Origin of the sequence: Streptomyces sp. NBC_00335 (assembly GCF_036127095.1) — a bacterium.
Taxonomy (GTDB): domain Bacteria; phylum Actinomycetota; class Actinomycetes; order Streptomycetales; family Streptomycetaceae; genus Streptomyces.
In genome coordinates, this window is sequence record NZ_CP108007.1 from 100,681 (window position 1) to 125,889 (window position 25,209).

Here is a 25,209-nt window from a genome sequence, read left to right on the forward strand (position 1 = left end):
ATGTCCGGTACGACACCGAACGCCACCGCGGCCGCCACCGCCGACGTACTGATCGTCGGGTACGGCCCGGTGGGCCAGCTCCTCGCGCTGCTCATGGCCGACCGCGGCCGCACGGTGACCGTGGTCGAACGCTGGCCGCAGGCCTACCCGATGCCGAGGGCCGTGGCCTTCGACGGGGAGGGCGCCCGCACCCTGACCGCGGCCGGCATCGGCGGGCTCATCGGGAAGATAGGCGAACCCTCGGGCGAATACCTCTGGCAGAACGCCGAGGGCCTCCAACTGCTCCACATCGACGGCTCGGAGCGCAAGCTGGCCGGCTGGCCCGAATCCACCTCCATGTACCAGCCCCTGCTGGAAGAGGAGCTGCAGGCCCGGGGGGCCCGGCTGGAGCAGATCACCGTGCACCGCGGCCACGAGGTGGTCCGGATCGCGCAGCGGCCGGAGTCCGTCGAGGTCACCGCCGTGGACCGGGAGGGCCGCGAGCGGGTCTTCGCCGCGTCCTGGGTGGTCGGCTGCGACGGCGCGAACAGCTTCGTCCGCGGCGAGACCGGCAGCGCCTTCTCCGACCTGGGCTTTTCCCACGACTGGCTGGTGTGCGACGTCGTGCACCACGACGGCCGCGAGTTCACCCCGAACAACCTGCAGATCTGCGACCCCGCCCGGCCGCGCACCTCGGTGTCGGCCGGACCCGGAAACCGGCGCTACGAGTTCATGCGCACCGCCGGCGAGACCATCGAGGGGCTCAACACCGAAGAGAGCTCGTGGCGGCTCCTCGAACTCTTCGGGGTGAGCCCGGAGAACTCGACCCTGCGCCGCCATCACGTCTACAGCTTCAAGGCGGGCTGCGCGGAGCAGTGGCACCGGGGCCGTCTGGTGCTCGCGGGCGACGCCGCGCACATCATGCCCCCGTTCGCGGGCCAGGGCATGTCGTCCGGCTTCCGCGACGCGGGCGCCCTCGCCTGGCGGCTCGACGCCCTGCTCGCGGGCCGGGCGGGCACCGAACTGCTCGACGACTACCAGGACGAGCGCCGCACCCACGTCAAGCACGCCATCACGATGTCGGTCAACCTCGGCCGGATCATCTGCCAGACGGATCCGAAGGCGGCTGCCGACCGGGACCTGGTGCTGCGCGCGGCGGCCGAGCGGGCCGCGGCCGGCGGCGCGGGCCCGCAGCAGCGCTCCCCGCTGCAGCCGCTGACCAAGGGCTTCCTGCGACGCGGGGCCAACGGCAAGCCGGCCAAGCCGGCCGGCGCGCTGTCCCCCCAGGCACCGGTGGCACGGGCGGGGGAGACGGGCCTGTTCGACAGCGTGGTCGGACTGGGCTTCGTACTCCTGACCTCGCTGGATCCCGCGGGCCTGCTGGACGAGGCGGAGGCCGGCTTCCTCGCCGACCTGGGGGCGCACGTGGTGCGCGTGCTGCCCAGCGGTACGGATCCCGCGGCGGCGGGGGCGTCGGACGTGGTCGACGTCGACGACGTCTACCTGCCCTTCCTCGCCGTGGCGAAGGCCGACACCGTGCTGATCCGGCCCGACTTCTACGTGTACGGGGCGGCAACCGGCCGCGCCGACGCCAACGCGCTCGTCGGCGAGGTGCGGGCCGCGCTGTCCGGAGCACGGGTTCCGGTTACCGCGTGATTCCCGGGCAATAGCCGGCCGTCCGTAGCGTTGAGATTCGCGATTCCGGCGGGTCGCGGAACTAGGACCGAGGATCCATGAGGAGTTTGTCATGACCGAAGTGCTGCCCCCTGTGCAGGCACTGCCCCTGACGCGTACCAGCCGCTTCGACCCGGCGGACGATCTCAAGGAGCTGCGCGAGCAGAGCCCGGTGCGCCGTTTCGACTACCCGGACGGACACCAGGGGTGGCTCGTCACCGGCCATGCCGCGGCGCGCGCGGTGTTCGCGGACCCCCGCTTCAGTTCCCGGCGGGAACTGCAGCACTTCCCCATCCCGCACCCGTTCATGAACGAGAAGATGGCCCCGGCCGAGCCGGGTTCCTTCCCCGAGATGGACGCTCCGGAGCACACCCGCTATCGCAAGCTGCTCCAGGGCGAGTTCACCGCGCGCAAGCTGGCCAAGCTCACCCCGCGGATCGAGCGGATGGTCGAGGACCACCTCGACGCGATGGAGCAGGCCGGCCCGCCGGTCGACTTCGTCCAGGCCTTCTCGCTGGCGATCCCGTCGCTGGTGATCTGCGAGCTGCTCGGTGTCCCGTACGAGGACCGCGCGCAGTTCCAGCAGCGGGCCCTGGTCATGGTCAACATGGACTCGACGCCCGAGCAGACGATGGAGGCCCTGGGCCTCTTCCGCGAGTTCGTGCACGAGCTGGTGCTGGCCAAGCGGGCCGAGCCCACGGACGACCTGCTCGGGAACCTGGCGTCCGGCAGCGACCTGACCGACGAGGAACTGACCACGATCGGACTGAGCCTGCTCTTCGCCGGTCACGGTCTCACCGGCAACATGCTGGGCCTGGGCACCTTCGCCCTGCTCGACCACCCGGACCAGCTCGACGCCCTGCTCGCCGACCCGGGCCTGATCGACAACGCGGTCGAGGAGCTGCTGCGGTTCCTGACCATCATCCACATCGGCCCCACCCGCACGGCGCTGGAGGACATAGAGCTGGAGGGCGTCCTCATCAAGGAGGGCGAGACGGTCACGCTGAACCTGCCCTCGGCCAACCGTGACCCGGAGCGCTTCGAGCAGCCCGACGTGCTCGACTTCAAGCGCCCGGGCGCGCGCGCCCACGTGTCGCTGGGCCACGGCCTGCACCAGTGCCTGGGCGCCGAGCTGGCGCGCGTGCAGATGCGCATCGCCTACCCGGCGCTGTTCCGGCGCTTCCCCGACCTGCGGCTCGCCGTGGCCGCGGACGAGGTGCCGATGCGCGACCGGATGGCGTTCTACGGCGTGCACAAGCTGCCCGTGGAGTGGGGCACCGCCACGCCGGCGCAGTGAGCACCGGCCGTCGCTCGGTCTAGGAGGCCGAGCGACGGCGCGGCGGCTGCGCGCACTGCACGAAGGTCGCCAGCCGCCCCTCCACGAGCAGGGTCAGGGCCTCCACGAACGACTCCCGCAGCCCCTCGGGCAGCGCGGAGAGCACGCTCTCGTGCGTCCGTTCGACGATCTCGTCGGACTGGGCGACCAGGGCCCGGCCCTTCTCGGTGACCCCGATGATCCTGGCCCGCCGGTCCACCGGGGAGGGCGTGCGTTCCGCGAGGCCCTCCTTCTCCAGCTTGTCGGTGATCACCACCATGGTGGTCTTGTCCAGGCCGATCGCGTCCGCGATCTGGCTCTGGGTGAACTCTCCCTCCAGAGCCTGGTGCAACACGCAGTGCGCGCGCGGCGTCACCCCTACTTCAGCGAGGTTCGCCGTCATCTCGGTCGCCAGTGAATGGCTGGCCCAGGAGAGCAGGAAGCTGAGGTCCGTGGTGGGCGTGGTGGTCGTCTTCATGGGTCGAGTGTAACCAATCTACTTCCGTACCAGAACATTTCCGACCGGAACTATCTGTAGCGTCCAGTCTCGAAACTTAAGATTCTGAATCTGATAGTGAAGAACGGAACTATGCGGTACGGTCCTATCAAGTGCTTGAGCCCAGGAGGCGAACCCCATGTCCGTGCCCGTCCTCGAGTCCCCCAGAGCGCGCTGGCTCGCGTTCTCGGTGCTCTGTTCCATGCAGCTGATGATCGTGGTCGACATCAGCATCGTGACCGTGGCGCTGCGCTCCATCCAGAGCGACCTGGGGTTCGACCAGGCCCACCTGGCCTGGGTCACCAACGCCTACACCGTCGGCTTCGGCGGCCTGCTGCTCCTGTCGGGCCGGCTCGGTGACCTCATCGGCCGCAAGCGCCTGTTCATCAGCGGTGTCAGCCTCTTCACCCTCGCCTCGGCGGCCTGCGGCCTGTCCGGGACGCAGGAGATGCTGATCGCGATGCGCTTCGTGCAGGGCGCCGGCGCGGCCATGGCCTACGCCGTGGTCATGGGGATCGTCTTCATGATCTTCCGGGACGACCCGCGGCAAATGGGCAAGGCCATGGGCGCCATCGGCTTCGCCGCCGCGGGCGGTGCCTCCATCGGCATCCTGATCAGCGGCCTGCTCACCCACGGGGCGAGCTGGCACTGGGTCTTCTACGTCAACGTCCCGATCGGCGCGGCCGCGGCGGTGCTCGCCGCACGCCTGATCCCCGACGACAAGGGCCCGGGCCTGGGCTCCGGCGTCGACCTCCTGGGCGCGGCCCTGGTGACCACCGGCATGATGCTGGGCGTCTACACCCTTGCCACGGGCTCCGAGAACGGCTGGGGCTCCGCCCACACGCTCGGCTTCGGCCTCGGCGCGATCGTGCTGCTCGTGGCCTTCGTCGTACGCCAGGCCACGGCCAAGGTGCCGCTGCTGCCGCTGTCCCTCTTCCGCTCCCGCAACCTGTCGGGCGCCAACCTGATCCACCTGCTGCTGGTCGCGGCGACGATCTCCTTCAACATCATGATCGCGCTCTACCTCCAGCAGGTCGTCGGCTACTCGGTGCTGGTCACCAGCTTCGCCTTCGTGCCGCTGGCCCTCATCGGCGGATTCTCCTCGCTCGCCCTGTCCCAGCGGCTGAACATGCGCTTCGGTGCCCGCAACGTCCTGGTCGTGAGCCTGCTCGGAGTGGCGGCCGCCCTGCTGCTGGCCGCACGCGTCCCCGAAGACCCCACGTACGTGCTGGACCTGCTGCCCGTGATGCTGGTCCTCGGCTTCTCCGGCGGCCTGGCCATGCCGGCGGTGATGATGCTGTCGATGTCCGTGCAGGACCCGCGGGACGCGGGTGCCGCCTCCGGTCTCTCCGGTACCTCCGGCATGATCGGCGACTCCCTCGGCATCGCGGCCATGACGGCGATCGCCGCCTCTTACGCCGCTGGTGCCCTCGCCGACGGCGAAAGCGCCGCCTCGGCGGCGACCGGCGGCTTCCAGCTCGTCTTCGGCATCGCCGCCGGCCTGGTCCTGGTGGCCGCGGCGGTCGGCTGGTTCGTCCTTCCGGCCGCACAGCCGATGCCGATGGGCGAAGGAGCCCCTTCCGGCCCGCCCCAGCACGAACCCGAGGCCGTGGCCTCCTGACGGGCCGGTACCTCAGACCACGCGTACTCCCCGTACTCCCCGTACTTCCGTCTCTTCCCTTCCCCCTCCGGGCCGGCGCAGCGCCGGCCCGGAGCACCTTCCCCAAGGAGCTCCCGTGACCACGGACACCCGCTTCGCCGGTACCGCCGCCACCTCCACCACCCCCCTCTGGCGCCCCCGGCTCCTGACCGTCGTCGGGGCAGCGGTCGGCGCCGCCGTCCTCTTCTTCATCGGCAAGGCCGCTGACGTCGCCCTCACCGTGGACCAGAACGACGGCAAGGGAGCGGTCGACCTCACCATCGGCAACGTCATCGGCTTCGCCGCGGGCGCCGCCCTGCTCGGCTGGGCCCTGCTGGCCCTGCTGGAGAAGTTCGCCCCGGCCAAGTCCAAGAAGATCTGGACCATCGTCGCCTCCGTGGTGCTCGTCGTCTCCTTGGGCCTGCCCTTCGGCGTGGAGACCACCAGCGGTACGAAGGTCATCCTGGCGCTCACGCACCTGACCGTCGGCCTCGTGGTCATCCTCGGCCTGCGCCGCAACGCCAAGTCCGCCTGACCCCTTCGCCCCCGCCTTACGCCGCCCACTCTCCCCGAGGAAGCATCATGACCACGCAGGAACTTCAGCTCCCCGGCTACCTCACCGGCACCTGGGACATCGACCCCGGCCACTCCGCCGTCGCCTTCTCGGTACGGCACCTGGGCATCTCCAACGTCCGAGGCCGCTTCAACTCCTTCACGGGCCAGATCGTGACGGCCGAGAACCCGCTCGACTCGACGGTCTCCGTGACGATCGAGGCCGGCTCGGTCAGCACCGACCACGAGATGCGCGACGGGCACCTGAAGGGCGAGGAGTTCCTGCACGTCCAGGAGTTCCCCCAGCTCACCTACCGCTCCACCGGCATCCGCGTCGAGTCCGGCGAGTTCCTCGTCGACGGCGAACTCAGCCTGCGCGGCGTCACCCAGCCGGTGACCCTCAAGCTGGAGCCCAACGGCTTCGCCGAGGGCTACGAGGGCATCAAGCTCGCCGGCTACTCCGCGAGCGTCGAGATCAGCCGCAAGGCCTTCGGCGTGCACGGCGGCCCGGCCGGCGCCGGCATCGGCGACAAGATCAAGATCCAGATCGACATCGAGGCGGCGCGCCAGCGCTGACCTCCCCCGTTCCACGTGTCCGGCACGGGGCACACTCCCCCGTTGGCCCGTGCCGGACACGTGCACGTCTGCAGCGGGAAAGGGCCGCCCGGCCCGCGGAACGGCGAAAGCCACCGCGGGCCGGGCGGCCCTCTTCGTGTTCGCCGGCTCCGGTGCCCGGCCCGGGGTACCGGAGCCGGCCTGGGCCCGGCTCCGGTGTCCGCTCCGCAGTCCGCGCTCCACGTGCCGAGGTCCCGACGCCGCTCGGCGTCGGGACCTCGGCACGTGCACGCGGTGACTCAGCCCGCCCGGGAGGCGTTGGGCCACAGGTCCGAGGGCAGGTCCTGACGCCGCTGGATGTTCAGCTTCCGGTACACCCGGGTCAGGTGCTGCTCCACCGTGCTGGGGGTGACGTACAGCTTCGAGGCGATCTCCCGGTTGGTGTACCCCATGACCGCCAGCGAGGCCACCCGGCGCTCGGATCCGGTCAGTTCGCAGAACTCCTGCGGCGGCTCCTGCCCCACGGCCATCCGCGGCTGGTCCTGGACCTCGGAGCCGGACAGCAGTTCCCGCACCATCGGCCCCGCCCCGCAGGCCTTCGCCACGTGCAGGCTCTGCCGGGACAGCATCCGCGCCCTGCGGTGCTCACCGAGCGCGTAGTACGTCCGGCTCATGTCGGCCAGCACCCTGGCCTGCTCGAAGCGGTCGCCCGCCGACTCCAGCAGCTCCTGCGCCTCGATCAGCAGTTGCAGACCGCGGCCCGGCGGGCACGTCGCGGCGTACAGGCGCAGCGACATGCCCCGGGTACGGGAGCTGCCGCCGGTCGGGCGCGCGAGCTGCTCGTGCACCAGTTGCTTGGCCCGGTCCGGATTGCCCAGCCTGATGCAGGCCTCCGCCGCACCGGCGCGCCACGGCACCGGGCCGGGCGCGTCCATGCCCCAACTGCGCTGGAGCTCACCGCAGGACAGGAAGTCCCCGAGCGCCGCGTGGACGTGGTTCGTGGCCAGGTGGTGGATTCCGCGGGCCTGCAGGAACGGCAGGCCGAACCAGCTCTGGTACATCGCCGCCGGCACGGGCTGGGACAGCCAGCGGGAGGCCTCCTCGTACTGGCCCATCCGCGTCGTCGCGACGACGAGGGTGGCGAGCGGCATTCCGATGGCCACGCCCCAGGACTTGGCGGGCAGCAGCGCGAGTGCGGCGCCGGCCCGCTCCACGGCCGACTCCAAGTCACCCTGGCGCACCGCCACCTCGGCCCGTACGGCCGTGAAGACGGCCTGCCAGGTCGGGGCGGAGCGGTCCGCGGCATCGCTCATCAGCCGCTCGCACCAGTCCGCGGCGAGGTCGGCCCGGTCGAAGTGCAGCAGGGTCAGCGCCGCGAGCATCGCGGACTCGCCGGTCCAGCACGCGGTACGGCTCAACTGGAGGTCCCACAGCACCTGCTCGGCCCGGTCGGCCGCGCCCGGCCGCTCCCGCGCCAGCTGGTCGGCGAGGGCCGCGGCCCGGCCCAGCCACGGCTCGCTGCGCAGCGCCACGATCGTGCCGCCGCCGCCCGCCGTACCGGGACGGCGGGAGCCCGCACCCGCGGTGCCCACGGGGCGGGCGAGCGGCGGATGGGCCCAGGACAGCCACTGTTCGAGATCGGCCAGCTCGGAACCGGGGGCTCTCACCGGGTCCGCGGAAGCGTCCCGCATGCGGTCCAGTACCGACGAAGCCTCCTCGGTGCGGCCGTTCCAGAGCAACAGCCGGACAAGGAGGGCCGATTCGCGGAACTTCAGATGGCCCGCGCGGTCCGCGGTGACCAGGGGGCCGAGGTGCCGGGCGGCCGCGCCCGGATCGGACTGGAAGTCGGTGTGGGCGAGCCGGGCGAGCACCTCGGCGCGCTCGGTCAGGTCCCCGCTGGACCGCTCGGCCAGCTCCAGGCAGGCGGCGGCGTCCTCCGGATGGTCGGCGAGCAGCTCGTGCTCGGCGGCCTCCACCAGGGTCTGCACCGCCCACGGGCCGTCGGCCCGTCCCACGGCCCGAAGATGGCGGGCCACCCGTACCGGCTCCGCGCCCGCGTCGTAGAGCAGGCGGGCCGCACGGCCGTGCAGCGAGGAGTGCTCGCGCGGCGCGAGGTCGTCCAGGACGGCCTGGCGTGCACCCGGGTGGCGGAAACCGCCGTCCTCGGCGAGCAGTCCGGCGGCCGCCATCGCGCGCGACACGGCCGTGACATCGGTGCCGGAGAGCGCGGCGAGGCCGCTCTCGGTGGTGTCCGTGTCCAGTACGGCCAGGGCGCGGGCCAGAGCGAGGGTGCCGGGGTCGCCGCGGTGCAGGCAGCTCAGCAGGGCGAGCCCGTAGCTGCGCGAGGCGTCCGGTCCGCCGTCGGGGCCGGCCCAGTCGTCGGCGAGGGCGCCGAGCAGCAACGGGCTGCCACCGGTGGCGGCGTGCAGCTCGCCGGCCAGGCGGCGGGCCGTCTCGGCTCCCAGCCGTTCGGTGAGGAACTCGGTGACCCCGGCCTCGCTGAGCGGGGCGATCCTGATCCGGGAGAGGTGGGGCTGGCGCAGCAGTTCGGCCCGCAGGGGCAGGTTCGCCGACGGGAAGTCGCAGTTGTCGACCAGCAGGACGACCACCCGGGCCGACCGCAGCCGGCGGGAGAGGTGCAGCAGGACGCGCAGGGAATCGGCATCGATGTGCTGCGCGTCGTCGACGGCGAGCAGCAGCGGCTCCTCGGCGGCCCGGTCCAACAGTGCGGCGCACAGGTCGTCCATGGACCGGGTCTCCAGGTGTCCGGAACCGGCCGCCGGCAGCTCCGGGCCGCCCGCGGGCAGCCCGGCGTAGCGGAAGAGCTGGTTCAGGGCACCGAATGCGAGATTCTCTTCGGAGCGGGAGCAGATGGCGTGCAGCACCCGGAAACCGACGGCCTCGGCCCGGTCGGCGAAGACGTGCAGGAGCTCCGTCTTGCCCGCGCCGGACGGGCTTTCCAGAAGGACCATCCGGCCCTTCCCGGCCAGCGCGGCCTCCGTGATCTGACGTAGACGCCCGAGATGTTCCTCGCGTTCCACAAGCATGGATGAGTCCCCCAGAGATGGTTGCCCGGTCTACGGGCGCCAGGCAACTATCCGGTCGAGCGTGCCACCGGCCGGGAATCGGCCGGCCACTCCCACGCCACAGGCCCGGACCGCGGAGGGAGCGCGGACCGGGCCTGTGGGGGACTCGGGGACGGCGGCACCGGGCAGGGGGTGGTGGGGGGACCAGGTGCCGCGGCGGGGGAGGGCGAGGGATCAGACGCTCACGCTGCGGGCGCTGGTCACGGCCGGGCAGAGCTCCAGGAGTTCGTCCGGGTGGCCGAGAACCGCGTCCGGGGCCGAGGCGATGAGTTCCGCGGCGTCCGACTCGCCCCACAGGGCCGCCACCGCGGTCACGCCCGCGCCGTGCGCCGCTGCTATGTCGGTCACCGCGTCACCCACCATCAGGGCGTTCTCGGCGCGTGCGCCGAGCAGGTCGAGGGCGTGGAGCACGATGTCGGGTGCGGGCTTGGCGTGTTCGACCTCGTCGGAACCGATGACGTGGTCGAACAGGTGGATCACGCCCAGCATGCTCAGCAGGTGCCGGGCCCGGTCACCGGCCTTGCCGGTCGCGATCGCGGTACGGAACCCGCGCTCGCGCAGTTCCTCGAGGACCGGGACGACCCCGTCGAACAGCGGGACCCGGCCGGCCAGCCGATAGCTCTCGCGGACGAAGGGGCCCTCCATCGCGAGCGGCAGCCCCATGATCTTCATGATGTCGGGAAAATATCGCCCGAGGTGGCGCTCGTACTCCTCGAACGGTGCTTTGCCGCCGCCCACGACCTCGGCGTACGCGATCGAGAACGCCTCCCGCATGACGGGGAAGCTGTCCACGATCACGCCGTCGAGATCGAAGACGACCACGTTCTTGTGATGCCGGAACGCGGCGTTGCGCGGCGCGGGACCGCCGGCGATACCGGCTGTATCAGTGTTCACGGGGATCTCCCAGAAGACTCTGTGTGTGGTTCGAAGCGGTCCTGCGCAGAAGTACGAGGACCCGGGGCGCGTTCAGACGCCCGCGCCGGCCGCCGCGCGCTCCGAGGTGCGGAGCGGGCGCGCGGATCTGTAGATGCGCTCGATGACGGCGATGGTGCGCCGGGTGTCCTCGACCGCTCTGCCCCGGGCGGACGGATCCGCGAGCAGAGCGGGAATGGCGTCGAGCTGGCGGTCGTACTCCGCCCCGATCGGTTCCGCGTCGAAGGCGACCGGCACGGTGTGCCCGGCCCGGGTCAAGGTCAGCTCGGACCCGCCCGCACGGTTCGGGCTGAACCCGAAGGTGCACCTCAGGGACGCCGTACCCCTGCTGCCGTCCACGGTGACCACCGTCTGGTCCAGTGCTTCGTGCGAAGCCCAACTGGCGCGCAGAGCAACCGAGATGCCGCTCGTCGTGACCAGGAAGCCGCGCGCGGTGTCCTCGACGTCGGCGCTGCCGCCGGACCGCGGGTCCGGCGCGTCGTGCCGCCACGTCGTACCGTGCGTGGCGGCCTCGATGAAGTCGCCGGAGACGGTCCCGACGGCGTGCTCGTACGCCACCGGGCCGATCAGCGGTGAGACCGTGTCCAGCAGGTGCCACCCCAGGTCGACCAGCGCGCCGCCGCCGGAGAGGCTGCTCTGGGTGAACCAGCCGCCCGCGTCGGGAACGCCCTTGGACCGCACCCACGCGATGTCGATGTGCCGGATCCGGCCGACCTCGCGCTCCGCCGTCTCCCGCAGGGCCGTCACGTCCGCGCGGTAGCGCGCCGCGCTGCCGGCCAGCAGCAGCGCGCCACCCTCGAGCTCGGCGGCCGCCAGCTCCCGCGCCTCGTCGGAGTTGAGGCACACCGGCTTCTCCAGGAAGACCGGCACGCCCCGGCGCAGCAGCCTGCACGCGACCGTGCTGTGCAGATGGTTCGGTACGGCGACCACGGCCAGGTCGACCAGGTCCCGGTCCAGCTCGTCGACGTCGGCCAGGGCCAGTACGCCGGGGCCGATGGCCGCGGCGGTCTCCTGCGCGACGGGGGAGGGGTCCACCACCGCGGCCACCGTGTAGCCGGGGTGGGCGGCCAGGCGGGACAGCCAGATCGACCGGCCCGCCCAGCCCAGGCCCACCACGGCCACCCGGACCGGGGAGGTCACAGTGCGGCCAGGGTGTCGGAGATGATGTCCGCGATCTCGCTCATCTGCTCCTGGGTGCCCAGCAGGGTCCGGTGGTGCAGCCAGATGGCGTCCGCGTACACGGCCTCGGTGTTGGGGCAGCGGGCCGCGATCTGGTCGACGGTCTCGCCCGGGGCGCCGGTCTCCCAGAAACCGTCCGAGCGGTAGATCGCGCGGAACGCGGCGAAGGCCGGCAGCCCGCGCTCGATGAGGGCGTCGACGACCTGGTTGCGGCGCTCGGCGGAGAAGCCGGGAAGCCGGAACATCGCCATGTAGTGCGGGTTGCGGGTGACGCGCGCGTCGATGACCTGGGGCTTGACGCCCGGGATCTCGGACAGCAGCTGCGAGAGCACCGGCCAGTTGCGCTCGCGGGTGTCGATCTGCCCGCCCAGGCGCGCGAGCTGGGCGCGCAGCACCCCGGCGGAGAACTCGTTCATCCGGAAGTTGGAGCCCGAGGTCTTGTGGAAGTAGTAGCGATCGCTGTGGGGGCGTCCGCAGCTGTGCCGCAGGAACGCGGCCTCGAACTGCTCGGCGTTGTTGAAGGTGACCAGGCCGCCCTCGCCGGCGGTCATCAGCTTGCCGTTCTGGAAGCTGAAGGCCGCCACCGAACCGAGCTCGCCGACCTTCTTGCCGTCCCACTCGGCGCCGTGGCCGTGCGCGGCGTCCTGGATCAGCGGCACTCCGGAGTCGGCGGACAGCTTGCCGAGCGCGTCCATGTCGGCGATCTGGCCGGCCATGTGCACGGGCATGATCGCCGCGGTGCGGGAGGTGATCGCGGCGGCGGCCGCGGCCGGGTCGATGTTGTAGGTGTCCGGGTCGATGTCCACCGGTACCGCCACGGCACCCAGCCGCTGGGCGGCCTGGGACGAGGAGATGAAGGTGAACCCGGGGACGATGACCTCGGTGCCCGGGCCGACACCCAGCACCTGGAGGGCGAGCTCCAGGGCGTGCGTGCCGTTCGTCACCGCGAGCGCGTACTCCGTGCCGTGATACGCGCCGAACTCGCTCTCGAACGTGGTGACCTCGCTGCCGCCCATGCGCCACCACTGGCCCTGTTCCAGGGCGCGGATGAGACCTTCTCGCTCCTCGTCCCCGAATTGGGGCCACACGGGAAATTCGGGGCGCGGTCGGGAAAGCTGACTCATTTTTTTCTGCTCCCTTTGGGTCAAACGATGCAGCGAAAACCTACTGCGTGGGAGCAGCGCTAGTCATCCCCCTATTTCCTCCCCTACAGCCCCCTTGTCATAGCCTTCGGGCCGGGTGAATTAAGGACCGTCGGGGGCCTGGTGTTATAGCTTGACCGCGGCGAAGACGAGCCGTGGTCAAGACTTCCACTGTGGGGACAACATGAGTGAGCTGCTGCTTCTGAACGGTCCGAACCTGGGCATACTCGGCCGGCGTGAGCCCGAGATCTACGGGACGGAAACGCTCGACGACATAGCGGCGGCCGTCGCGGACGAGGTGTCGGAGCGCGGTTGGAAAGTGAAGTCATTCCAGTCCGACTCGGAGGGCGAAATCATCCGGGCAATCCAGGACAGCTATGACACGGTCGGCGCGATCGTCAACCCCGGTGCACTCATGATTGCGGGCTGGAGCCTGCGCGATGCTCTCGCCAATTACCCGAATCCGTGGATCGAGGTGCATATCTCGAATATCTGGGCCCGGGAATCCTTCCGCCACGAATCCGTGATAGCCCCGCTCGCGACCGGACTCATCGCGGGCCTCGGCCCCGCCGGCTACCGCCTCGCGGCCCGCGCCCTGCTCCACGAGACGGCGGCCTGATCCGGATGACCCACGACGACACCTGGATCCGGCGCCTGCGGCCGGCCCCCGAGGCGCCCGTCCAGTTGGTCTGCCTGCCGCACGCCGGCGGCTCGGCGGCCTTCTACCACCCCGTTGCCAAGGCCCTCGCCCCCGACGTGGACGTCCTCGCGGTTCAGTACCCCGGCCGGCAGGACCGGCACCGGGAACCCGGCCTCACCAGCCTGACCGAACTCGCCGACAGGGTGGCGGACGCGCTCTCCCCGTGGGCGGAGCGCCCCCTCGTCCTCTTCGGTCACAGCATGGGCGCGCTCCTCGGCTACGAGGTCGCCACCCGGCTGGAGGCCGCGGGAACCGCCCCCCTGGCCCTGTTCGCCTCCGCCCGCCGGGCCCCGTCCACCCACCGCGAGGAGTCCGTCCACCTGCGCACCGACGAAGGCGTCGTGGACGAACTGCGGTTGCTGGGCGGCGTCGAGCCCGTGTTCCTGGAGGACCCGGAGCTCCGCAGCCTGATCCTGCCCGCCGTACGCAGCGACTACGAGGCCATCGAGACGTACCGGCACACCGCGCGTCCCCCGCTGGGCATCCCGGTCACGGTGCTCACCGGCGACGGCGACCCCCAGGTCACCGCAGAAGAGGCCGCCGCCTGGTCCGCACACACCACCGGCCCGTTCGCCCTGCGCACCTTCGAGGGCGGCCACTTCTACCTCACCGATCACTTCTCCGAAGTGCTGTCCCTCCTGCGCACGGTCTTGGACCCGTCTCCTTCCCTCCGCTGACCCCACCGCGCGCCGCGAGCAGCGAGTCGGCGGCGCGACTCGCGGCGGCGGGCGGGTCAGGAGGTGGCGCCCTCCAGGTAGTGGTCGAGGTAGTCCGCGTTGGCGATGGGCACCTCGGCGAGGAACTCGTCCGGCAGGTCGAAGGCGTTCACCAGCGTCATCATGTGCGGGGCGAGCTTCGTGAGGACGGCGTCGATCGTCTGGTGCATCCCGAGCACGTGCTGCACCGTCAGCCGCTGCTCCGCGAGCAGGTCACCGGTGTGCTGGCGCAGCTGCTGGAGCAGGAACAGCCGGCACAGGTTCTTGAGCAGCTCGCGGGCCGCGGGATCGGTCGTCCGCCCGGCCGCTTCCAGGAAGGCGTCGGCCGCCAGCCGGCCCGCATGGGCGGAGACCATCTCCAGCGCGGCGCCGGAGGACTCGTTCCAGCGGCCGACCGGGTCCCCCGAGGGCCCCTGGCGCAGTGCGGTACGGGCGCGTGCCTGCCAGGTCCCTTCGACGGAGGCGAGCAGGTCGCGCAGGAAGCGGAGGTCCGTCAAATCCCCTTCGCCGGCCGGACGGGTGTCCGAGCCGCCGCGGTCCACCTGGTGCCCGAAGACCATCTCGGCCGCGGCCTTCACCCAGATCACCAGGTTGTCGCCCTCCGCGGTGATCCCGCCCTCGATGTTCCCGGGCAGGTCCGAGATCCTGTTCCCCGGGAACAGGCCCTGGGCCCCGCACCGTTCGCGGGACTCCGTCGTGATCTCCCGGGCCCGCCACGTGATCCAGCCCTTGGCGACGGCGACCAGGCGCTCCACCTCCTCGCGCTCCCCTTCCTCGTGCGCGACGAAGCGGTCCATGACCGACCGGTGCAGGAAGGTCATGGCGTAGGCGTTCGCCAGGGAGTTCAGCAGGCGGCCGTGGTGGCTGCGGTGGCTGACCAGCGGGATGCGCTGGCCGGGCTTCGGGCCGCCGATGTGCCGGTGGTGGGCGTAGCGAACCGCGATGGTCAGCGCGGCCCGTGCCATGCCCAGGGTGCCGGCGCTCATGCAGAGCTTGCCCGTGGTGACGCGGTTGACGGAGCGCAGGAAGCGCTTGCGCCGGTTGCCCAGGGCACTGGTCAGCGTGCCGTTCGCGTCCAGCCGGCCGTGGTCGGCCTCCAGCATGGCCTCGCGCGGCAGCCACACGTGGTCGAACGAGGTGAGGCAGTGGTCGACCGGCGTGCCCGTGCGCTGCGGCAGTTGGCGGACGGAGATCCCGGGCAGGTGTCCGTCGCGGTCGCTCAGCGGGGTCAGGAACAGGAAGATGCCCTGGTCCTCGCCGTCCACCAGGAGCCGCGCGGCCACCACGGCGCTCTTCGGGCCACCGATGAGGCTGGTGTTGGGCATGAACTTCCGCGCACCGGGATGGGGCGTGTTCAGGATGAAACCGCCGGTCGCCCGGTCGAAGACGGCGACGGTCTGCAGTGAGGCGACGTCGTTCCCGTGGGCCAGCTCGGTGCACAGGAACGTTCCGATGCGCTGCATCGAGGTGAAGTCGGACAGGTCCCGCCCGTAGAGGTCGTGGTCGAGCAGGCTCCCCATGAACAGGTTGTAGTGGATGCTGGCCAGGGTGCACAGGCCGCCGTCGACGAACCCGGCCCACTCGTGGAGCCCGGCCAGCAGGCGGGCGTCGTGCGTCAGTGCCGCCGGATCGTCGACCGTGCTGTTGACCAGCCGCAGGCGGTCGTAGGAAACCGCCATCCGTTCGTCCGCGGTCTGGTCCGGAAGGTACGAAAAGAGCTTGCCGGCGAGGAGTCCCCGCCAGCCCGTGTGGATCCGCTCGCGATCGGCACGGTCGAAGAGCTGATGGGTCAGCTCCTGGGTGACGGACCTGGGGCCGGGTCGGGTCAAACCCGGCTGAACAGGCAGAACACCCATCTGAGCGGTGCGTCGGTCGGAACCGCCGCCCCCGCTTCTTCTGATGGTTTCCTCGTACTCAAGCGTCAGTGCGAACATCGGACCATCCCCCGTTAGGAACCGAAGTACAGGTTGCGCAGGGGCAAAGATACGGACGTACCGGTTTTGTTTTCAAGAGGGGTTCGTATGAAAAACCGGTGACCTGGTTTCTTTCTCGAAATGTGGACGCTATAGTCGGAGGGAGCTTGTCGGCGTAAAGGCTGACCAGTGATGATGTCGGAGTGTTGCGTGGATATCACGCAATGTGAGCACGGGGAGAGTCCGAACCTAGCGGTTTGTTCTTGGCCCGAGTGGCAGCGGAGGATGTATGGCGCGGCAAGAGCGAGCCATTCGTACACGGCAGAAGATCCTGGTCGCGGCGGCAGAGCTGTTCGACGAGGTCGGCTACGAGGCCGCGACGATCTCCGAGGTGCTCAAGAGATCCGGGGTGACCAAGGGAGCGCTCTACTTCCACTTCACCTCGAAGGAAGAGCTCGCCCAGGCGGTGCTGGCCGGGCAGGTGGGAGCCCTGCCGCCGGTACCGGAGCCGGACCTGTTCCTCCAGCAGAGCCTGGACGAGGCGCTGGTCCTCGCCCACCTGCTGTACAAGGGGGACCCGCTGGTACGGGGGAGCGTGCGGCTCACCGTGGACCAGGGTTCCGTGATCGACGGCCTGGACCGGCGCATCCCCATGCAGGGCTGGAACGACCACAACGCGGCGGTGCTCGCCCGTGCGAAGGAGTGCGGGGAGCTCCTTCCGCACATCGACATCGAGTCCACCGCCAAGATGTTCACGGGCAGCTTCACCGGCGTCCAGGTGCTCTCGAAGATCATGACCGGGCACGCGGACATGGTGGAGCGGGTGACCGACCTGATGCGGACGCTGCTGACCGCCATCGCCATGCCCGGCGTGCTGGTGCGCCTCGACTTCGCCCCGGACCGCGCGGAGCGCGTGTACGAGGCGGCCGTCAAGGAGCGCGACGCGAAGGCCGAGGCCCAGGCGGCGCAAGCGGCGGCGGAGGCGGCCGGGGCCTGAGCCCGGTCGGATGACCGGCGGTCCGGAAACGGACCGCCGGAACGGGGGAGGGGGCACGTTGTTCTCCTCGGTGTTGCGTGGGTGTGGTGGGGCACGAAAACGCAGGGACCAACCGAACGGAGTGCACAGATGGACATGGTTGCTTGCCCGTACGCGCTGGACGTGGCGGGCCGGGACATCGCGGGCGAGGCCGCGATGCTCCGGGAGCGGGCGCCGGCGGTCGAGGTGGAGCTCCCCGGCGGGGTGCGCGCCTGGGCCGTGGTGGGACAGGAGCACGTCGAGCGCCTGCTGCTCGACCCGCGGGTGTCCAAGGACGCCCGGCGGCACTGGCCGGAGTTCGTCGACGGGCGCATCACGCCCGAGTGGCCGCTCTATCCCTGGGTGGCCAACGAGAACATGCTGTTCGCCTACGGCCAGGAGCACACCCGGCTGCGCCGCCTCGTCGCGGCGGCGTTCACGGCGCGGCGGGCCGCGGCCCTGCGGCCCCGGGTCGAGGAGCTGACCGTCGAGCTGCTCGACGCACTGGACTCCGTGCCGGCCGGCGAGCCCGTCGACCTGCGCTCCGCGTTCGCGGAACTGCTGCCCCTGCAGGTGATATGCGAGCTGTTCGGAGTCGAGCGGGGACCCGGGCGGGTCGCCCTGTCGGCCGCGCTGCGCACCGTGTTCAGCACCACGGTCCCGGCGGACGAGATGGAAGCCGCGCGCATGACCGCCTTCGGTCTGCTGGCCGGGCACGTGGCGGCCAAGCGGGCCGAGCCGGGCGACGACCTGACCTCTTCGCTGATCGAGGCCCGGGACAACGGCGAGGGTCTCACCGAACCCGAACTGCTCGGCTCCCTCTTCCTGTTGATCGCGGCGGGCCAGGACACCACGTCCACGCTCATCACCAACGCCCTGGGCGCGCTGCTGTCCAGTCCCGGGCAGCTCGCGCACGTACGGGAGGGCCGGGCCGGCTGGGAGGACGTGGTCGCCGAAACCATGCGGCTCCACAGCCCCGCGAGCTATTCGCCCATGCGCTTCGCGGTGGAGGACATCGACCTGGACGGGGTCCGGATCGGGCAGGGCGACCCCATCCTCGTCTCCTTCGCGGCCGGTGGCCGCGACCCCGAGCGGTACGGGCCGCGGGCCGCGGAATTCGACCTGCTGCGCACCGGGCGCGACACCCTCGGATTCGGGCACGGCGTGCACCGCTGCTTGGGCGCCCCGCTGGCCGTGCTGGAGGCCACCACCGCCCTCGCCGCGCTCTTCGAGCGCTACCCGGACATGACCCTCGGCTGCCCGGCGCAGGAGCTGGAGCCGCTGCCCACCTTCCTGCTGAACGGCTACGCGGCCCTTCCCGTGGTGCTGCGCCGGGCCTGAGCGGCGCGCCGGGGACGGCTGACGGTACAGAGCCCGAAGGCTCCGCGGCGAACTCGGCCGCGGAGCCTTTCCGTTGTGCCCGGTGGGTACGGACGCTTCGCCTCCGCTCCTTCCTGTGGATTCGATGGGTGCTCCTCGACCGCGTATAGAAACCGCATCAGCGGTTTGTTAAAGTGAGGGTGTGAGGGAGCTGCGGCACGGGCCGATCGGGGGCCGTCCCTCGCGGACACAGCAACCACTGCGGAGCGACGGAGCCCCCTTGCCCAGACAGGAACGCGCGGTACGCACGCGCAACGCATTGATCGAGTCGGCCGCCGAGCTGTTCGGCCGGGACGGTTTCGAATTGGTCTCGCTCGCGGCCATCAGCTCGCGGGCGGGAGTGAGCAGCGGGGCACTGCACTTCCACTTCCCCAACAAGGAGGCGCTCGCGGAGGCGGTCGTCCTGCTGGCGGGCCAGCGGCTGGACGACATCACGGCGCGGCCGGCCGGCCGCCCCCTCCAGGCGCTGATCGACGCCCTGCACTGCCTCACCCGGGCGCTCCGGTCGGACGTGATCCTGCGCGCCGGGTTCGATCTGAGCTGGAACCCGGTACGGGTACGGGTCACCCGGGACCTGCGCCGTACCTGGCAGGAGTGGGTGGAGGAGGTCCTGCGCCGGGCCGAGCGCGAGGGCTCCCTCGCGCAGGGGGTCGACGCCCGGGACGTGGCGAACACGGTCGTGGCCGCCGCCGCCGGGTTCGAGACCCTGGGCGGCCGGGACCCGCGGTGGTTCTCGCAGGCCACCGTCACGGGCTTCTGGGCGCTGCTGCTCCCGAGGCTCGTGGACGGGCCCGCCCTGGGCGAACTGGTGGCCTCCGGCGCCGTCGAGGAGGGGGTCCGGCACGCCTGAGGCCCCGGACGGGCGTACCCGTCCGGCCGGTCGGCGATCGGCGTGCGGTACCGGGTGAGAGGCCCGGCGGGCCGGCTCGTCCTTCTTTGCGTACGGGAATCCTCCTGCTCTTCAGATCCCTCGGCGTTCCCGGCCCCCGTGGCCGCATCCACCTCACCGTGGTGCGGCCGCGGGCCTTTTCGTATACGGGCAGTGATGCCCTGGCGGCGCCGGACGGGCCGAGGATGCCACGAACTGGGCACCTCCGAGACCTCAAAAACAACCCGCGCAACAGGTATGTTTTCTGTCGCAGATTGATGCGGCCATCGGCGGGAGCCGATCCCCGTGCGGGGATCCGGCACGCTCCCGGTCGTTCCGCGGAGGAGTCAACAGGTCATGGAGGTCCAGGTGTTCGACACGATCGGGTACGGCCCGGCGCAGGAGCAGGCCGGGGCCGGGGGCCACGTCCGCGGGCGGTGCGCCGCGGTGGCCCTCGACGCACTGCTGGAAGCCGACTCGCCCCGGCTGGGCGGACAGGACGAAGAGCACGTACGGCTGCTCGCGGCCCGGGGGGACACGCCGCCCATCCTGGTGGACCGCCGCACGATGCGGGTCGTCGACGGGATGCACCGGCTGCGGGCGGCCCGGCTGCGCGGCGATGAGAGCATCGAGGCGGAGTTCCTCGACGGCGGGGCGGAGGAGCTCTTCGCCCTCGCGGTGAAGCTCAACCTCGAAAACGGCCTCCCGCTGTCGCAGGCCGACCGGATGGCCGCGACCGTACGCGTCCTGCGCGCCTGGCCCGAGTGGTCGGACGGCCGGATAGCCGTGCAAGTGGGCCTCTCCGCGACCACGGTCTCCGTGATCAGGCGTCGTTCGGCGGTGCCGGGCGGGCAGTCGGATGTGAGGGTCGGCCGGGACGGCCGGGTGAGGTCGGTGCGCGCGGCCTACGAGGGGCGGCTGCGGGCGAGCCGGCTGATCGCCACCGATCCCGGGGCCTCGCTGCGGACCATCGCCGACCGTGCGGGCATCGCCACCTCCACGGCCAAGGACGTGCGCGACCGCATCCTCAAGGGCGAAGACCCGCTGCCTCCCAAGGCGCAGGCGGCCAGGGCCCGGGCTGCCGAGGCCCGGGCGGCCAGAGCGCACGCGTCCGGGGAGCCCGGACCGGCCCCGCACGGCCCCGCCCCGCACGGACCCGGCCTCCGCGCGGCTCCGGCGGGGGAGCGGGTCAGGGAGGCCGCAGGGCGCGGTTTCGGGGCCCTCCCCGCGGCCGCGGGCGGGCCGGTGCTGTCGGAGATGCGCAAGGACCCCTCGATGCGCTCGGAGGCGGGCCGGATGCTCCTGCAGCTGCTGGCCGCCCACCCGATCGGCGACGAGGCCACATGGCGCCGGCTGGCCCTGGCCGTGCCGGCGCACCGCGCGGCGGCGCTCGCGCGGGCGGCCCGGCGGTGCGCGGACCACTGGCTGCGCTTCGCCGAGGAGCTGGAAGCAAAGAGCTGGTGAAGAAAAGGTACCGCTGCCGTGGTTTTTTTAGCCACCCATCCCGCCCTCTGAGCGGATGGGTGGCGGGCTCGTTTGTGCCCATTTTTCGGTGAAACCACCCCAGAAAACCGGAGGTCGAGGCCGTCTGGGCCGTCCTGATCGGGGCTCCCTCCACCCCTCCAGTGGCGCGCTGCCCGCTGGCTGAGACTTGACAAACGGCATCGCCGGTTTGTTTTATCTAGTTGTTGCTTTGGATAGAGCCGTAAGGAAGTGGGGGCATCATGCGGTTCAACCTTCTCGGTCCACTCGAAGTGGTCACTGCCGAGCGGGCACTGCCGCTGGGCGGGGTCATCCAGCGGGCCACACTCGGCTACCTGGTGCTGAACGCGAACAAGGCTGTCGCGACAAGTCGGCTGGTCAAAGCCCTGTGGGGTGATGATGCGCCGATGACCTCGCGCAAGATGGTCCAGAACGCGGTCTCGGGCATCCGTCGGCTCCTGGAGGAGCCCGGGGTCGAGGGCCGCGGGGTCCGCCTCGCCACCGCTCCACACGGCTACCAGCTGAACCTCGACCCAGAAACCATCGACACGGTCCGTTTCAGGACTCTGGCGGCCCGTGGCCGCGGTGAGCTCGCCGCCGGATTCCCGGAGGTGGCCGTCGACACCCTGGCCGAGTGCCTGGGCCTGTGGCGCGACTCGGTGCTCGCCGACCTCGCCGAGACCGGTATCAACTGGCCGTCCTTCGCCCAGCTGGAGCGCGAGCGCCTCGCGGCCTACGAGGACTGGGCCACGGCCGCCCTCGAACTGGGCCGCCACCACGAGCTGGTGTGCGAACTCGAAGAGATGGCCGCCGCCGTACCCACGCGCGAACGACTCTGCCGCCACCTGATGCTGGCGCTCTACCGGTGCGGCCGGCAGTACGAGGCGCTCGCCGCCTATCGCCGCACCCGCCAGGCGCTCGTCGACTTCCACGGACTCGACCCGACGCGCGAACTCCAGGACCTCGAGCTCGCGATCCTCAACCAGGAACCGCGCCTGCTGGGACGCCAGTCGCAGCTCGTGTGAATCCGGTGGCCCGCTCCTCCCGCCGATCCTCCTCTTTCCCGCACCGGGCCCCGGCCCGCCGGAAATAGGGGGATCAGTGGGGTGCCGACCGGCTCGGCGGAATGCGGGAATGAACACCAATGGCTTCCGGAGAGTTTCTCGTCTCTCACGTTCGACAGATTTTCATTAGTTCCATCCCCATCTCAGATAATGGAGGAACCTTGCTTACGCGACGTACTCTCTTCCGGGTCGGCGGCGGCATAGCCGTGGCCGCTACGGTCGTCGGCAGCACCGGAGCGGGCACCGCGTTCGGCCTGGGCGAGAACTGGAACGAGCTGCGCGACGTCCTGCAGGGCGACCTGGTCCTGCCGGCCGACGCCGCCTACGGTCAGGCCAAGCAGCTCCAGGTCGGCCAGTACGACGCCTTCAGCCCGGACGCCATCGCGTTCTGCGAGACGGCCCAGGACGTGCAGAAGACCGTCCTGTTCGCGCAGGAGTACGACCTTCCGATCCGGGTCCGCAGCGGCGGCCACAACCTCAACGGCTGGTCCAGCGGCGACCAGGTGCTGATCGTCGACGTCTCGCGGATCAACCACGCGACGGTCAACAGCGGCGGCACCGTCCAGGTCGGCCCGGGCACCCAGTCCGTGGACGCCCTGGCCACGCTCAAGCCGTACAACAAGCAGATCGTCACGGGCACCTGCCCGACCGTCTGCGCCGGCGGGTTCATCTCCGGCGGTGGTGTCGGCTTCCAGACCAAGAAGTTCGGCCTGGCCGCGGACCGCCTGGTGTCCGCCAAGGTGGTGCTGGCCGACGGCCGCATCGTGAAGGCGTCCGCCGGCCAGAACTCCGACCTGTACTGGGCCCTGCGCGGCGGCGGTGGCGGCAACTTCGGCATCGTCGTCGACTTCGAGGTCCGGCCGATCGACGCGCCGCGGCTGGTCAAGTTCGAGACCATCTGGTCCTGGGACGTCGCGGCCACGGCACTGAAGGCCTGGCAGGAGTGGACCATCGGCGCTTCGCGCGACCTCGGCAGCTCGCTCGTCGTCATCCCGCCGTACACCGGCTCCCCGGTCGTGAAGATCTACGGTGGCTACCACGGTGCGCAGGCACCGCTGGAGCAGGCGCTGAACGACCTCGCGACGCGCATCGGCGCCGCGCCGCTCTCCCGCACCGTGTCGGACATGGGCTACTCGGACGCCATGCGCAGCCTGTACGGCTGCGGCGACCTGACCGACGACCAGTGCGACCGCGTGGGCCGCAACCCCGAGGCCGTGCTGGGCCGTACGCCCTTCCAGCGCCAGAGCTACGCGCTGACCTCGCGGGTGACCACCACCTCGGAGGCGGCCGGCCTGCTCTCGGCGTGGAACACCAACTCCGGCAGCCTGATGCACCGCTTCCTGATCGTCCAGGCGCTGGGCGGCGCGGCCAACGACGTCAGCCCGTCGGCGACCGCCTTCCCGCACCGCAGCGCGCAGTTCCTCTTCGGCTTCCAGGGCGGCGTCGACAACGAGGCGCTCGTGGGAGACCTCGGCGGCTGGGCCGACGCGGGCCGCACCGCGCTCGCTCCCGTCGACAGCGGTGCGTACATCAACTTCCCGAACTCCACCAAGATCCGCTCATGGGGCTCGGCGAACTACGGCGGCAACCTGGACCGCCTGAAGCGGGTGAAGGACAAGTACGACCCCTTCGGCTTCTTCGCGCACCCCGGCTCCATCCTCTGCTGATCCCCGCATCGGCGCACCAAGGCCAAGGGCCCCGGACTCGTCCGGGGCCCTTGGCCTTTCGCCGTGCGCTGCTCACCGCTCACCGCTCACCGCACGCGCAGCTCCGACTCGACGGTCTGCAGGTCGATGTCCGTGGTGCGCACCTTCAGCTCGACCTTCCAGACGCCGGCCACGGGCAGGATGACGTTGGACGTGGAGAACTCCCCGGGACCCTGGCGGGTGAGGGCGAACCGCATCGCGTCGGGGCCGCCGGAGGCCTGCCGCAGCGCGGCGGAGACCTCGGGGACGTCCCGGACCGCGCCCTTGGCATCACTGATCCGTACGGTCAGCCGGGCGTCGGCGCCGGCCCGGGCCGGGTCCAGAACGATCCTGGCGCTGCCGCCGGTGAACTTGACCTCGACGCGCTGCGCCGTGGGCACGGGCGCCGCGGGCCGGGAGCCGGGCGGCGTGGCCACGAGGACGGCGGTGAAGGCGAGGACCACGACCGCGAAGGCCACTTCCACGCGCAGCGACCACCGGAGCTGGCGGCGCGCCGACCGCTCCCGTTCGGCCTCGGCGCGGGGCGTGGTCCGGCCGGTGGCGGAGGCCGCCGGGGCGGACGGCCCGCCGACGGCCGCCAGGACCTTCTCCGTGACCGCGGCGGCGGGCGTGGCGGCGTAGCGGCGGCGCACGACGGACCGGGACAGCGCACCGCCCCACACGAGCACCCCGACCGCGGCGAGTTTGAGGACGAGCAGGGTCCCGTAGGAGGTGCCGGTGAGCGCCTGCACGCTGCCCACCCCGCGCCAGGCACGGTAGATCCCGGTGACCGTCAGGACGAGCACGGCCGTGCCGGCGATCCAGGAGAAGCGGCGCAGCGCCGTGCCGACTTGGTCCGCCGGCAGCGGCGCCTTGCGCCGTACGACGCTCAGCAGGAGGAAGGCCAGACCGCCGAACCACGCGGTCATGGCCGAGGTGTGCAGCAGGTCCGCCGCCGATACGAGCAGTTCCCCCTCGGCGTTCGCGTGGCCGGTCCCCAGCCAGGTGGCGGGCAGCAGCACGGCGCCGGTCACCGCCAGGGCCCGGCGGGCCGCCCCGCCGGTACGGCCCCCGCCGCGAACGGCCAGGAGCAGGAGGGGTCCGGCGACGGCGAGCAGCCCGATCCGGCCGAGCACGTACCGGCCGAAGTCGGTCTCCACCGTCGAGCCCAGCAGGCTGGGCTCGAGGAGAGCGCCGAGCCCGCGGCCGGCCGCGTACGGTCCCTGGATCAGGAGCACGCCGGCGGCCGCGGCCAGGGCGGCGGCCCAGGCGCCGGCCAGCAGCCGCCGGGGCCGGGTGCGGGCCCACCCGGCGGGCCAGCAGAAGAGCAGGAAGACCGCGCCGCCGCCGAGCAGGCCGAGGGCGGCGTAGCCCAGCCAGCGCAGGCCGGTGAAGACGGCGCGGACCGTGGGGTCGGCATCGGTGCCGGCCCCGGCGGCGGGCAGTTCGCCCAGCTCCGCCGAGCCGACGGCGAAGACGATCACTCCGTAGATGGGGTGCGAGTCCGCCGAGACGACCCGCCAGGTGAGGGTGTGGACGCCCTCGTTCAGCGTGCCGGGCAGCGGTACGACGATCTTGTCGGGCGCGGCCGGGTCGTTGCGGGCACCACCGAGTTCGACGTCCCCCCGCGGGCCGTCGAGTCGCATGCCCCCCTCGACCGGGGAGGCGCCCTCGCTGAAGGTCAGGGTCACCTCGGAGGGGGCGGTCGCCAGCCGCTCTCCGTTGGCGGGGGACGAGGACAGCAGCTGTGCGTGGGCCTGAGCCGGCTGCGCCGGGACGGCAAGAGCCATCCCGGCGACAACCGTCATCAGAACCAGTGCACGCGCTATCCACCGC

Annotated in this window: 20 protein-coding genes; 13 read left to right on the top strand and 7 right to left on the bottom strand. The window is 71.4% G+C overall.

The genetic code is table 11. The features are described from left to right. A complete protein-coding gene (gene mhpA, locus OHA37_RS39900) occupies positions 1 to 1,635 on the top strand; it encodes a bifunctional 3-(3-hydroxy-phenyl)propionate/3-hydroxycinnamic acid hydroxylase MhpA (RefSeq protein ID WP_266914337.1) in 1,635 nt (544 codons plus the stop codon). Between the two features lie 91 nt (positions 1,636 to 1,726). After that, positions 1,727 to 2,950: a cytochrome P450 gene (locus OHA37_RS39905; RefSeq protein ID WP_266914339.1), complete on the top strand. Its 1,224-nt coding sequence runs from the start codon at positions 1,727 to 1,729 to the stop codon at positions 2,948 to 2,950. A 19-nt stretch (positions 2,951 to 2,969) separates the two neighbouring features. Here OHA37_RS39905 and OHA37_RS39910 read toward each other — a convergent pair whose 3' ends face one another. After that, a complete protein-coding gene (locus tag OHA37_RS39910; RefSeq protein WP_266914341.1) occupies positions 2,970 to 3,446 on the bottom strand; it encodes a MarR family winged helix-turn-helix transcriptional regulator in 477 nt (158 codons plus the stop codon). Between the two features lie 157 nt (positions 3,447 to 3,603). Between OHA37_RS39910 and OHA37_RS39915 the strand changes: the two genes are divergently transcribed. From OHA37_RS39915 to OHA37_RS39925, 3 genes are all read left to right on the top strand, one after another. Further along, positions 3,604 to 5,085 (top strand): MFS transporter, encoded by a 1,482-nt coding sequence (locus OHA37_RS39915; RefSeq protein ID WP_266914343.1) that lies wholly within the window; start codon positions 3,604 to 3,606, stop codon positions 5,083 to 5,085. A gap of 115 nt (positions 5,086 to 5,200) precedes the next feature. Continuing rightward, entirely contained in the window at positions 5,201 to 5,638 is a 438-nt protein-coding gene (locus tag OHA37_RS39920; protein WP_266914345.1) for a DUF6069 family protein, read from the top strand. Between the two features lie 47 nt (positions 5,639 to 5,685). Continuing rightward, entirely contained in the window at positions 5,686 to 6,231 is a 546-nt protein-coding gene (locus tag OHA37_RS39925) for a YceI family protein (RefSeq protein WP_266914347.1), read from the top strand. 278 nt (positions 6,232 to 6,509) lie between these two features. On the opposite strand, the gene OHA37_RS39930 is transcribed toward OHA37_RS39925, so the two are convergent. The 4 genes from OHA37_RS39930 to OHA37_RS39945 form a co-directional block, all read right to left on the bottom strand. Continuing rightward, on the bottom strand, positions 6,510 to 9,257 hold the full coding sequence (locus OHA37_RS39930; protein ID WP_266914349.1) for a helix-turn-helix transcriptional regulator: 2,748 nt from the start codon (positions 9,255 to 9,257) through the stop codon (positions 6,510 to 6,512). A 213-nt stretch (positions 9,258 to 9,470) separates the two neighbouring features. Continuing rightward, on the bottom strand, positions 9,471 to 10,070 hold the full coding sequence (locus OHA37_RS39935; protein ID WP_443046367.1) for an HAD-IA family hydrolase: 600 nt from the start codon (positions 10,068 to 10,070) through the stop codon (positions 9,471 to 9,473). Positions 10,071 to 10,262: 192 nt separating this feature from the next. Beyond that, positions 10,263 to 11,369: a Gfo/Idh/MocA family protein gene (locus OHA37_RS39940; protein ID WP_266914351.1), complete on the bottom strand. Its 1,107-nt coding sequence runs from the start codon at positions 11,367 to 11,369 to the stop codon at positions 10,263 to 10,265. Then, the gene (locus OHA37_RS39945; protein ID WP_266914353.1) at positions 11,366 to 12,532 is read right to left on the bottom strand and encodes an aminotransferase class I/II-fold pyridoxal phosphate-dependent enzyme; all 1,167 of its coding nucleotides are present in this window, start codon (positions 12,530 to 12,532) and stop codon (positions 11,366 to 11,368) included. Before OHA37_RS39945 ends, OHA37_RS39940 begins: the two co-directional genes overlap by 4 nt. A gap of 202 nt (positions 12,533 to 12,734) precedes the next feature. Between OHA37_RS39945 and OHA37_RS39950 the strand changes: the two genes are divergently transcribed. Next, on the top strand, positions 12,735 to 13,169 hold the full coding sequence (locus OHA37_RS39950; protein WP_266914355.1) for a type II 3-dehydroquinate dehydratase: 435 nt from the start codon (positions 12,735 to 12,737) through the stop codon (positions 13,167 to 13,169). 5 nt (positions 13,170 to 13,174) lie between these two features. Then, positions 13,175 to 13,927 carry a thioesterase II family protein gene (locus tag OHA37_RS39955; protein WP_266914357.1) on the top strand — a complete coding sequence of 251 codons (753 nt, stop codon included), beginning with the start codon at positions 13,175 to 13,177 and terminating at the stop codon, positions 13,925 to 13,927. A 56-nt stretch (positions 13,928 to 13,983) separates the two neighbouring features. Here OHA37_RS39955 and OHA37_RS39960 read toward each other — a convergent pair whose 3' ends face one another. Beyond that, entirely contained in the window at positions 13,984 to 15,822 is a 1,839-nt protein-coding gene (locus OHA37_RS39960; RefSeq protein ID WP_443046362.1) for an acyl-CoA dehydrogenase family protein, read from the bottom strand. Between the two features lie 346 nt (positions 15,823 to 16,168). Between OHA37_RS39960 and OHA37_RS39965 the strand changes: the two genes are divergently transcribed. The 6 genes from OHA37_RS39965 to OHA37_RS39990 all read left to right on the top strand — a co-directional run bounded on the left by OHA37_RS39965 (position 16,169) and on the right by OHA37_RS39990 (position 23,355). Continuing rightward, entirely contained in the window at positions 16,169 to 16,876 is a 708-nt protein-coding gene (locus OHA37_RS39965; RefSeq protein WP_266914359.1) for a ScbR family autoregulator-binding transcription factor, read from the top strand. 129 nt (positions 16,877 to 17,005) lie between these two features. Next, positions 17,006 to 18,235 carry a cytochrome P450 family protein gene (locus OHA37_RS39970; RefSeq protein ID WP_266914361.1) on the top strand — a complete coding sequence of 410 codons (1,230 nt, stop codon included), beginning with the start codon at positions 17,006 to 17,008 and terminating at the stop codon, positions 18,233 to 18,235. Between the two features lie 259 nt (positions 18,236 to 18,494). Continuing rightward, complete coding sequence (locus OHA37_RS39975) at positions 18,495 to 19,124, top strand: ScbR family autoregulator-binding transcription factor (RefSeq protein WP_266914363.1); 630 nt, start codon at positions 18,495 to 18,497, stop codon at positions 19,122 to 19,124. A 375-nt stretch (positions 19,125 to 19,499) separates the two neighbouring features. Continuing rightward, complete coding sequence (locus tag OHA37_RS39980; RefSeq protein ID WP_266914365.1) at positions 19,500 to 20,606, top strand: ParB/RepB/Spo0J family partition protein; 1,107 nt, start codon at positions 19,500 to 19,502, stop codon at positions 20,604 to 20,606. 260 nt (positions 20,607 to 20,866) lie between these two features. Further along, positions 20,867 to 21,649, top strand: a complete 783-nt coding sequence (locus tag OHA37_RS39985) for an AfsR/SARP family transcriptional regulator (RefSeq protein WP_266914367.1) — start codon at positions 20,867 to 20,869, stop codon at positions 21,647 to 21,649. 200 nt (positions 21,650 to 21,849) lie between these two features. Continuing rightward, positions 21,850 to 23,355: an FAD-binding oxidoreductase gene (locus OHA37_RS39990; protein WP_266914369.1), complete on the top strand. Its 1,506-nt coding sequence runs from the start codon at positions 21,850 to 21,852 to the stop codon at positions 23,353 to 23,355. A gap of 86 nt (positions 23,356 to 23,441) precedes the next feature. Here the strand turns inward: OHA37_RS39990 and OHA37_RS39995 are convergent, their stop codons facing one another. Continuing rightward, entirely contained in the window at positions 23,442 to 25,181 is a 1,740-nt protein-coding gene (locus tag OHA37_RS39995; RefSeq protein WP_266914371.1) for a copper resistance CopC/CopD family protein, read from the bottom strand. Positions 25,182 to 25,209 lie beyond the last annotated feature (28 nt).